The 288-nt window shown below is 67.0% G+C and carries 1 pseudogene; it reads right to left on the reverse strand.

Going from position 1 to position 288, the window contains the following annotated elements:
* Window positions 1-288: pseudogene (locus EN850_RS36980) on the reverse strand (hypothetical protein); the annotation flags it as partial.

Genomic DNA, 288 nt, shown 5'->3' on the forward strand with positions numbered 1-288 from the left:
CAACGCCGCACTGGCGGCCATCAACACCGAAACCAAGTACGACGCCAAGACCAAGGAAGCCTCCACGCTGACCGGCGATGCGCAGATGCGCGGCGCCACCAGCCAGCTGTAGATGGCGTCGGCCATCTGGTGGGCAACGTCGCGCATGGCATTGCCACGGGCGGTCATTGCCAGGCCGAGCAGGCGCTCGCCCTTGGGCACGTCGCACAGTTCGTACTCGACGCGGTAGGCGCCTGCACCGGCATCGACCACGCGGCCGACCACGCTGTAGTTCTGCTTCAGCGCGCA

The sequence above is a fragment of the Mesorhizobium sp. M8A.F.Ca.ET.207.01.1.1 genome, from assembly GCF_004794715.1.
In the GTDB taxonomy this organism is placed as follows: domain Bacteria; phylum Pseudomonadota; class Alphaproteobacteria; order Rhizobiales; family Rhizobiaceae; genus Mesorhizobium.